The sequence below is a fragment of the Paratractidigestivibacter sp. genome, assembly GCF_052362415.1.
GTDB lineage: Bacteria > Actinomycetota > Coriobacteriia > Coriobacteriales > Atopobiaceae > Paratractidigestivibacter.
Genome location: NZ_DAWEMK010000052.1, coordinates 2,279 through 11,490, shown reverse-complemented (window position 1 = coordinate 11,490; position 9,212 = coordinate 2,279). Strand labels below are relative to the sequence as shown.

The 9,212-nt window shown below is 68.9% G+C and carries 6 protein-coding genes; all 6 read right to left on the bottom strand.

The genetic code is table 11. The annotated features are described in order from the left end of the window. A partial coding sequence (locus ACT84W_RS06515; protein WP_444328619.1) for an AAA family ATPase occupies positions 1–419 on the bottom strand: 419 nt, incomplete at its 3' end. Further along, complete coding sequence (ruvA, locus tag ACT84W_RS06510; protein WP_417575440.1) at positions 419–1,063, bottom strand: Holliday junction branch migration protein RuvA; 645 nt, start codon at positions 1,061–1,063, stop codon at positions 419–421. The genes ruvA and ACT84W_RS06515, both read right to left, overlap by 1 nt. Beyond that, positions 1,060–1,566, bottom strand: a complete 507-nt coding sequence (ruvC, locus tag ACT84W_RS06505) for a crossover junction endodeoxyribonuclease RuvC (RefSeq protein ID WP_432290415.1) — start codon at positions 1,564–1,566, stop codon at positions 1,060–1,062. The genes ruvA and ruvC overlap by 4 nt, the downstream gene beginning before the upstream one ends. Positions 1,567–1,683: 117 nt before the next feature. Then, a complete protein-coding gene (locus ACT84W_RS06500; RefSeq protein ID WP_444328618.1) occupies positions 1,684–3,465 on the bottom strand; it encodes a nitrilase-related carbon-nitrogen hydrolase in 1,782 nt (593 codons plus the stop codon). 26 nt (positions 3,466–3,491) lie between these two features. Beyond that, positions 3,492–7,394, bottom strand: coding sequence for a DNA polymerase III subunit alpha (gene dnaE, locus ACT84W_RS06495; RefSeq protein WP_417575443.1), 3,903 nt, complete (start codon positions 7,392–7,394; stop codon positions 3,492–3,494). Between the two features lie 248 nt (positions 7,395–7,642). After that, a partial coding sequence (locus tag ACT84W_RS06490) for a PD-(D/E)XK nuclease family protein (protein ID WP_444328617.1) occupies positions 7,643–9,212 on the bottom strand: 1,570 nt, incomplete at its 5' end.

The window sequence follows — 9,212 nt, the reverse complement described above, 5'->3', positions numbered from 1 at the left end:
TCCTCGATCTGATGGTTCAGGCGGTGGATCTCGTCGACGAACAGGACGTCGCCCTCCTCCAGGTTCGTGAGGATCGCGGCGAGGTCGCCGGCGCGCTCGATTGCGGGGCCGGAGGTCGTGTGGAGCTTGGCGCCCATCTCGTTGGCGACGATGCCCGCGAGCGTGGTCTTGCCCAGGCCCGGGGGACCCGAGAAGATCACGTGGTCGAGCGGCTCGTTGCGGCCCTTCGCGGCCTCGATGAGCACCCGCAGGTTCGAGCGCACGCGCTCCTGGCCGATGTAGTCGTCGAGGGTGCGCGGCCGCAGGCTCCGATCCTGGTCGAGGTCGTCGCCCGTGAGTTCGCCGGTGACTGCGCGGGGCCCCGAGGAGACCCCGGGGGCGTTCGTGGCAAAGAGGTCGTCGTCGGCAGCTTCCCACATCAGCGACCGCTCCCTAAGCGCTTAAGGGCGAAGGTGAGGGCCTTCTCGACCGTGGTGATGCCTGCCGCCTCACGACCCTCGAGCGCGAGCTCGGCCTCCTGGGGCGTGAAGCCCATGGAGAGAAGGGCCTCGGTAGCTTCGGCGTCGACGGAAGGGGCGGAAGGCTTGGGCGAGCCTGCGAGCGGGATCTGGCCAGGGCCGGTCGCGGCGAGGCCGACGAGGCCCCTGAGCTCAGCGTTCTTAGAGAACACGTCGGAGAGCTCGACGAGCAGGCGCGAGGCTTTCTTCTTTCCCACCCCGGGAACCTGCGCCATGCGCGCGGCGTCCTCGGTGGCAACGACGGTCGCGAGCTGCGCCGCGGTGAAGGTGGAAAGGACCGCCAGGGCGAGCTTCGGGCCGACGCCCGAGATCGCGCGGAGCTGGTCGAACAGCGCCCGCTCCTCGCGCGTGGCGAAGCCGTAGAGCTCCATTGCGTCCTCGCGGACGATCATGCGGGTGAGGACGGTCACCCCCGCCTCCCCTGCAGGGGGCAGGGCGGCCGCGGTGGTCGAAGAGACCCCAAGCTCGTAGCCGACCCCGCCAACGTCGATGACGACGCGCGACGGCAGCACCTCCACGAGCGTGCCTGTGAGCTGGACGATCATTGCTGGAGACTCCTTGCCTGTCCGAGGTTCCTGGTCCGCGTGAGGTTCGCGTGGCACACGGCCGCCGCGAGCGCGTCGGCGGCGTGGTCGGGGTGCGGCTCGTGGTCGAGCGCGAGGACGTTGCGCACCATGTACATGACCTGGTGCTTGTCCGCCGCGCCGGTGCCGACCACCGCCTGCTTGATCTGCATGGGGGTGTACTCGCCCACGCTCAGCCCCGCCTTGGCGCACGCGACGATGGCGACGCCGCGCGCCTGCGCCGTGGCGACGGCTGACTTGACGTTCTCGCCGAAGTAGACGTTCTCGATGGCGAGCTCGGTGGGTCCGAAGCGGTCGATCACAGCTTTGACCTCGTCGTATATGCGCCCGAGCCTGGAATCGATCGCCTCATGCGCGCGGGTCTCGACGCAGCCGTAGGCGCGTGCGCGGCACACGGCGCCGCGAGTCTCGACGATGCCCCATCCCGTGTGGGCAAGCCCCGGGTCGATGCCCAGGATCACCATAGCCGCCTCCCTCCCGTAGCGCGGGCCTTCCTACAAGAACGCTCGTTCTATATTAGCATACGCAGCCATGGGAAGAGGAACGAAGTCAGCAAGCTCAGACGAGCATGCCGAGGCGGCTCAGTTCTCGGAGAAGGGCGATCCCCAGAAGAGCCCGGGGTCGCCCGGCTTGCCCCCGTCGTGCCGCTGCCCCCCATGGTCGCCGGGCACGTCCTGAGCCCCGATCATGCCGAGGATGTCGAGCGCCTCCTGCGGAGCCTCGGGCGCGTCGCCGCCCGCTTGGTCCGCCTCGAGGCCGAACGCGCCGGCGATCTCCGCCGCGACGGCCTCGCGGTCGACGCGCTCCTCCTTAGGCCGCACATGGTCGCGCCACGCCAGGCCCAGGGCGCCGCGCGCCTCGTCGAGCGTCTTCGAGGAGAGCGTGGGCGCGAGGAGCCTGCCGGGGAGCGCGGAGACGGACGAGCGCACCGTCGCGACGACGGCGCAGGCGAGCTCCTCGTTCTCGCAGGCGGCGACGATGTCGGTGAGCGGGGTCTCCCACTCGATGAAGCTCGAGATCACGAAGTCGAGCTGCTCGAGGCGCTTCTCGGCGGAGGAGCCGCCCGCGAGAGAGGCGATGTCCTCGAGCGGCCAGCTCGCGCGGGCGGCGGCGGGGACCACGGGAGAGACGGTGTTGCGAAGCCGCGAGAGCGCGAGGACGTCGGAGCGGTACAGGTCGCCGAAGGGCAAGACGCACCCAAGGTCCCTGGCATGGGCCGAGCCCAAGGCGAGCGCGGTCTTGTCCGCGGCCGAGAGCACCGCCGAGCCGTCCTTGCGGGCGCGCGCGGCGACGCGCGCCCAGGCGAGATCGCGCGCGAGCTCATCGTTTCCAGCGGCGTCGAGCCCCGCGGCATCGAGCTCGTCGGCTTCGAGGCGCAGGTTGCGCACGAGCTCGCGGGAGGCGTCGTCGCGCCCGTCTCCCCACGTCAGGACCGTCGGCAGCACGTTCGTCGGGCCGAGCGCGTCGGTGGCGACGGCGCAGGCGAGCATCGAGGGCATGCCGCCGTCGACGACGATCCGCGCCGTGGTCTTGCCGAGGGAGCGGCACAGCGCGCGCGTGCCCTCGGCGGCAGCCTCCCAGGCGAGGATGGCGGGATCGAAGACCTGGGCCGGTGAGGTGGCGGCCAGCGGCCCCTCGGCCCCCTTCTGTATGTCCGCGAAGACGAGCGCCTCCTCGAACGAGGGGGCCTGGCAGGCGAGCTCTCCCCACGGGGCCACGGCGAAGCTCGAGCCGGGGAAGACCTCCGCATCGCAGCACCCGACACCTCCCACGCCGACGACCCAGGCGCCCATGGCGTCGGCGTCCGCCCGGAAGCGGGACTCGGAGAGCGACGCGCCCAGGGCGCTCGCCGCGTCGTCGATGGCGAAGCCGTAGGTCGTGAGGAAGAGCACGGCGTCCACGTGGTAGTCGTAGTCGACGTACTCATCGAGGTCCTCGTAGGTGAAGGCGACGCCGAGCGTGAGTCCGCCGACCTCGAGCTGCGGCAGCGAGAGGGCCTCCTCCCCGTCCGGATCGTCCGAGGCGATCTGCCTGAGCGTGCCGAGAAGGCGCAGGGGCACCACGCTCTCCCCATCGAGGAAGACGGCCTCCATGACGGGGTCGTCGGCCGAGGCGAGCGGCATCGGCACGATGGCCGGACATGCGAGGCCCTCGGCGAGCGACGAGACGAGCTGTGCCGTGTCCACGAGCATCCCCTCGCGGTCCGGCATCGGGACGGGCACGGCGGGCGCGACGACGGTCGAGGGGAACACGACGAGCCCCGCCCCCGCCTCGGCGGCGCGCTCGCAGCACGACGCGATGCGGCGGCGAGCGAGGGCGAGGTCGCCGTTTGCGGAGGGCACCTGTGCGATTGCGATCTTCATAGACAAAACCTCCAGTGGGCTTGGGGCTACGCGACGAGGACCTTGCCGGCCCTGCCGATGGCGTCGGTCACCTCGGCGAGAAGGACCATGTTGCGCGCGTCGACGGTGCAGGGCAGCTCCATGCGCATGACGTCGCCCGAGACCGACTCCACGCGAACCTCCACGTGGTCGAGGCCGGGGTAGGCGGCGAGGATCCTCCCGAGGTCGTCCATGCGCGAGCGCGTCAGGCTGCTCGCGGGCATGTTGATCTCGAGGACCTTGGGGCGGTTCGTGCGGTCGTTCAGTACGAGCGGCTCGACCTCCATGCAGATGACCTGGTTGCCGCGGTCGCTGCGCTCGAGCTTGCCGGAGACCTTGACGAAGACGTCGCCCGCGGCCTCGCCGGTCTCGGGGTCGACCTCGCCCGCGAGGGTGGCCGCGCACTTCTTGTAGAGCTTGGGGAAGATGACGAGCGTGACCTCGCCCTCCATGTCCTCCAAGGTGACGATGGCCATGGGGTCGCCGTTCTTGGTGGTCTTCTTTTGGATGGCCGAGACCATGCCCGCGAAGCGCAGCACCTTGCCCTCGGGCACCTTGAACTGCTCGTGGACGCCGCCCGCCGAGTCGGTGACCTCGGTCGAGACCTCGATGTCCGAGAGGCTGTAGTCGCGCGCCTTCGCCAGGGCGTAGGCGTACGGGCGCAGCGGGTGGTCCGAGACGTAGAGGCCGAGGACCTCGTGCTCTCGCGAGAGCTTGACCGAGCGGTCCCACTCCACGCCGTCGGGCTCGGGGTTCGTCTCCTCGAAGCCTGCGCCCTCGACGCCCGCGAACATATCGAACATCGAGACCTGCCCCGTCGCGCGGATCTTCTGCTTGCGCGTCGCGGCGTCGATGATGTTGTCCGGGTTGTTCTTGTCGACAAGGCGCATGAGCTGCATGCGGGTGTATCCGGTGGAGTCGAAGGCGCCCGAGCAGATGAGCGCCTCGACCACGCGGCGGTTCGCGGAGCCGGAGTCCATGCGGTTCACGAAGTCGAAGATGTCGCGGAACTCCCCCGCGCGGTCGCGCTCGGCCATGATGGCCTCGCCCACGGCCTCGCCCACGCCGCGGATGCCGGCGAAGCCGAAGCGGACGCCGTCGGGGGTCGCCGTGAAGTCGCGGCCGCTCTCGTTGATGTCCGGGGGCAGGATGGCCACGCCCTCGCGGCGGTAGGCGGTGACGTAGTGGACGATCTTCTCGGTCTTGCCCATGTAGGACGTGAGGACCGAGGCCATGTACTCCTTGGGGAAGTAGGCCTTGAGCCAGGCGGTCTGCATGACGAGGATGGCGTAGCCCGCGGAGTGCGACTTGTTGAACGCGTAGGACGCGAACTCGAGGACGTCGTCCCAGATGCGCTGGGCGACCTCCTTCTTGTAGCCGTTCTCGACGGCGCCGTTGATCCAGTGGTCGTAGATGGTCTCGTCGGCGCCGTTGCCCTCCCAGTGGAAGATCTGGTCGGTCAGCATCTTGATCTTCTTCTTCGCCACCGGCTTGCGGATGCGCGAGTCCGACTCGCCGGGGGTGAAGTTCGACATCTTCATGCTGATCTGCATGACCTGCTCCTGGTAGACCATGGTGCCGTAGGTCTCGTCCAGGATGTCGGAGAGGCGGTCGTCGTAGAAGGCGACGGGCTCCTTGCCGTTCATGCGGTTGATGTAGCTCGTGACCATGCCGGCGCCCAGGGGGCCCGGGCGGTACAGGGCGATCAGAGCGACCACCTGGCGGTACTCCTTGGGCTGCATGCCCTTGATGGTCGCCGTCATGCCCGCGGACTCGATCTGGAACACGCCCGCGGTGTGGCCCTTGCCCATGAGCTCATAGATCTTCGGGTCATCGAAGGGGATCTTGTCGACGTTGATGTCCACGCAGGTGGCGCCCGGCTTGATGGTCTGCTTGACCACGTCGGGCATGCGGTCGATGTCCTCGGGGTTCGGGTAGGCGGCGCGGATGTTGGCGAGCGCCTTCGAGATGACGGTGAGCGTTCGCAGGCCCAGGAAGTCCATCTTGAGCAGGCCCATGTCCGCGACCGAGTGGCCCTCGTACTGCGTGATCTCGACGCCGCCCTTGGTGTCAACCTTGGTCGGGACGTGGTCGTTGACGGGCGTCGGGGCGATGAGGACGGCGCAGGCGTGGACGCCCTCGCCGCGGTGCAGGCCCTCGATGGAGAGCGCGGAGTCGATGATGCGGCGGGCGTCCTCGTCCTTCTTGTAGGCCTCCTCGAAGTCCGGGGAGTACATGTCCTCCTTGCCCTCGGTCTTGTTGAGGACGAACTTGAGCTTGGCCTTCGGGTCGCCCGAGATCATCTTCGAGAGCTTCTGGCCCTGCCAGACGGGGTAGCCGAGCACGCGGCAGGCGTCGTTGATGGCCTGCTTGGCCTTGATGGTCGAGTAGGTGATGACGTGGCAGACGCGCTCGGGGCCGTAGACCTCGCGGACGTGCTGGACGACCTCGAGGCGCCGCTCATCATCGAAGTCCATATCGATATCGGGCATCTCGGTACGCTGGGGCGAGAGGAACCTCTCGAACATCAGGCCGTTGGAGAGCGGGTCGAAAGTGGTGATGTCCATGGCATAGGCGACGAGGGCGCCCGCAGCCGAGCCACGCCCCGGGCCGACGCCGATGCCGTTGCGCTTAGCCCACTGGACGTACTCCTGGACGATGAGGAAGTAGTCGGCGAAGCCCTTGGTGCAGATGATGTTGTACTCGTGGTTCAGGCGGTCGAGGACGTTCCAGCCGCCGATCTCGACGTTTTTCCAGTCCTCGCCGTAACGGACGGCCAGGCCCTTCTCGCACTCCTCGCGGAAGCGCTCCTCGGAGGTCTCGCCCTCGCGAAGGCCAGGGAACTTGGGCAGGTACATGTGCGTCCAGTCGAGCTCGTAGTCGCACTTGGCCGCCACCTCGAGGGTGTTGTCGATGACCTCCGGCGCCCACGAGAAGAGCTCGCGCATCTCCTCCTCACTCTTCACGTAGAACTCGGTGCCGGTCATGCGCTTGCGGTTGACGTCGTCGACCTTGGACGCGGTGCCGATGCAGCTGAGGATGTCCTGGGTGGGCGCGTCCTCGCGGGTGAGGTAGTGGTTGTCGTTCGTGGCGATGACCTTGATGCCCAGCTCATGGCCCAGCCGGATGATCTGCTCGGAGAGCGTGCGGTCGTTGAACCCGCCCCAGGAGGGGTCCTCCAGGCCGTGGTCCTGCACCTCGAGGTAGAAGTCGTCGCCGAAGATCTCCTTGTAGGTGAGCGCCCACTCCTTGGCCTTGTCGGGCTGGCCCGAGAAGTACATGCGCGGGATGATGCCGGACACGCAGGCGGAGCTGCAGATGATGCCCTCGTGGTAGCGGCGCAGCATGTCGAGCGTGGTGCGCGGGTAGTAGTAGAACATGTCGCCCGAGCCGGCCTCGCTCATCATCTTCATGAGGTTGACGTAGCCGGTCTCGTTCTTCGCCAGGAGCAGCAGGTGGTAGCGGTGCTGCTTGGTGCCCTTCTCGATGCAGTCGTCGGTGATGAAGTATGCCTCGCAGCCGAAGATCGGCTTGATGAGGAGCTCGGGCCGGTTGGCCTCGACAGCCGAGAGATCATGCCCCGAGGACTCCCAGACCTCGACGTCGGAGGCCCACTGGGCGTGCACGCGGTCGTGCGGTCCGGCGTCGTCGGCGTCGGGCTCCGGTTCCTCGAGCTCCCAGTCCTTCTTAAAGCACTCCACATCGTGCTTCCACTGTTTCATGTCGTTCTGGGCGTCGTTGTACTTGCGGCACTCGAGGTCGAAGTCGGGCACGCCGAACATATAGCCGTGGTCGGTGAGCGCGATGGCCGGCATGTGCAGGTCGACGGCGCGCTTGACCATGTCCGGGATGCGGGTGGCGGCGTCGAGGATGCTGAAGTCGGAGTGGTTGTGCAGGTGGACGAAGGCCATGTGACGGGTTCCTTGTAGTCGAGAGTTTTCCGTACCTAGTGTAACCGCGCTGGGGCGCCCCAGCGCAATCGCATCGCAATGAGCTCGCCAAGAGCCTCGTCGGCCGTCGCGCGGGGCCGGCGTCGGCGTTGTCCCCGTGCTCGGACAGTCCTCTTCGCACCGAGGCCACATTAAGTGGCCTCGGGCTCATGCGGAACTGCGCCGGGAACAACCCGACACCGGCCCCGCGCGACGGCCGACGAGGCGACCTACTCCGCGCCCTCGCCGAAGCGGTAGCGCAGGACGAGGGGCTCGGCGGGGTCTGCGGGGTCCTCGCGCTCGACGCAGACGAAGGCGCACTCGACGCGGGAGTAGCCTTGGCCCGTAAGGACGCCGGCATAGAACTCGGCCTGCACCGCATGCCGCGCGCGGGCCTCACCGACCGAGAGGCCGGCGTCGCCCGTCTTGTAGTCGACGACCAGCGCCTCTTTGCTCCCCGGATCCGTGCAGAGAAGGTCGATCGCGCCCTCGAGGTAGTCGCCGTGCTCCGAGGGGGCAAGGACGAAGAAAGGCTGCTCGGGCAGCACGAGCGTGTGGCGGAGCGCCTCGGAGCGGATCGAGGATCCCTCCCAGCGCGCAAGGGCGCGCTCGAGCCGGGCCCGTGCGCGGGCCGAGAGGTTCCACCTGCGGGCCATGGCGTCCACCTGGGCATCATTGGGCTCGCGGCCGCTTTCGGCCATGGCCTGAGCGAGCTCGTGGAAGGCGGAGCCGAGGTTCGTCGCGCGGTCCGCGTCGGCACCCGTGGGCGCGCCGTCCTCGGCGGCCTCGCGCTCGGCACGCGACGGCGCGGGTGCGGGCTCGCCCTCCCCGGCAGCAATCGCGGCGTGGACTGAGCTGTAACTGTAGACCCCCTCGCGGGCGCGCCAGGTGCCAATGCGCCCAGGGGCCGCGGACGCGATGTCGTAGAGGTCGAACCCGCGCTCAGGGGACCCGGCCTGAGCAGCCTGGGTGCCCGTGGCGACGATGGCGGCGGGGTCGAGCGGCACCGGGCCGTCGAAGCCCGGAAGCGATCCGCCGGAGTCGGCTATGCAGCCCTTCTCCTCTCCTTTGCCATCGGTCTGGACCTCAACGCACCGCACGCGGGCGGGCGAGGTCCCCCCGAAGTCGACGGAGCCCACGCCCGGCGCCGGAGGCTCGCGCGTCCCGAAGAGCGCAAAGAGCGCGTCGGAGGCCATCGTCGACGAGACCCCCGCCTTGCCGCAGGGTGCGGAGACGCCGAGCACGAGCGCCTCGCGGGCGCGCGTCATCGCGACGTAGAGCAGGCGCGACTTCTCTTGCGCGGCCTCGATCGAGTCGCGCTGGCCGCAGGCGACGAAGGCCGCGGAGAGCGGGAGCGCCCGGCCGTCCTCGAGGTCGGCGAGCGCCTCCTCGGCGTCGATGGCGCCCAAAGCCGAGGACAGCTTCTTTGCCTCGGCGTCGGGGAGGCCTGAGGGCTTGAGGACGAGGCCGGCGGGGTCCTTTCCGAGCACAGCGATGCCCGAAGAGTCACGGGGGTCGTTCCAGCACTCGGCCACCGCGGTGACGGGAAACTCGAGGCCCTTCGATGCATGGATCGTCATGATGCGCACCGTGCCCGCGCCCTGGCCGCCGTCGGCGCCCGCGAGCGAGGCGGGCGCGATCTTCGACGAGGCGAGCCAGAGGTCGAACTCGGTCGCGGCGCGGGCAGGGCCCAAGCCGAGAGACTGCGTGAGGTCGCGCACATAGCGCACGGCTGCGAGCACGTTCGCGGCGCGCGCCATGCCCTCGGTGCCGCCGGCCTCGAGACGCGCGAGCCAGCCG

Excerpts from the sequence above, each read along its gene's own strand:
- ACT84W_RS06500 (WP_444328618.1), bottom strand. The coding sequence starts at position 3,465 with ATGAAGATCGCAATCGCACAGGTGCCCTCCGCAAACGGCGACCTCGCC.
- ruvC (WP_432290415.1), bottom strand. The coding sequence starts at position 1,566 with ATGGTGATCCTGGGCATCGACCCGGGGCTTGCCCACACGGGATGGGGC.
- ruvA (WP_417575440.1), bottom strand. The coding sequence starts at position 1,063 with ATGATCGTCCAGCTCACAGGCACGCTCGTGGAGGTGCTGCCGTCGCGC.
- dnaE (WP_417575443.1), bottom strand. The coding sequence starts at position 7,394 with ATGGCCTTCGTCCACCTGCACAACCACTCCGACTTCAGCATCCTCGAC.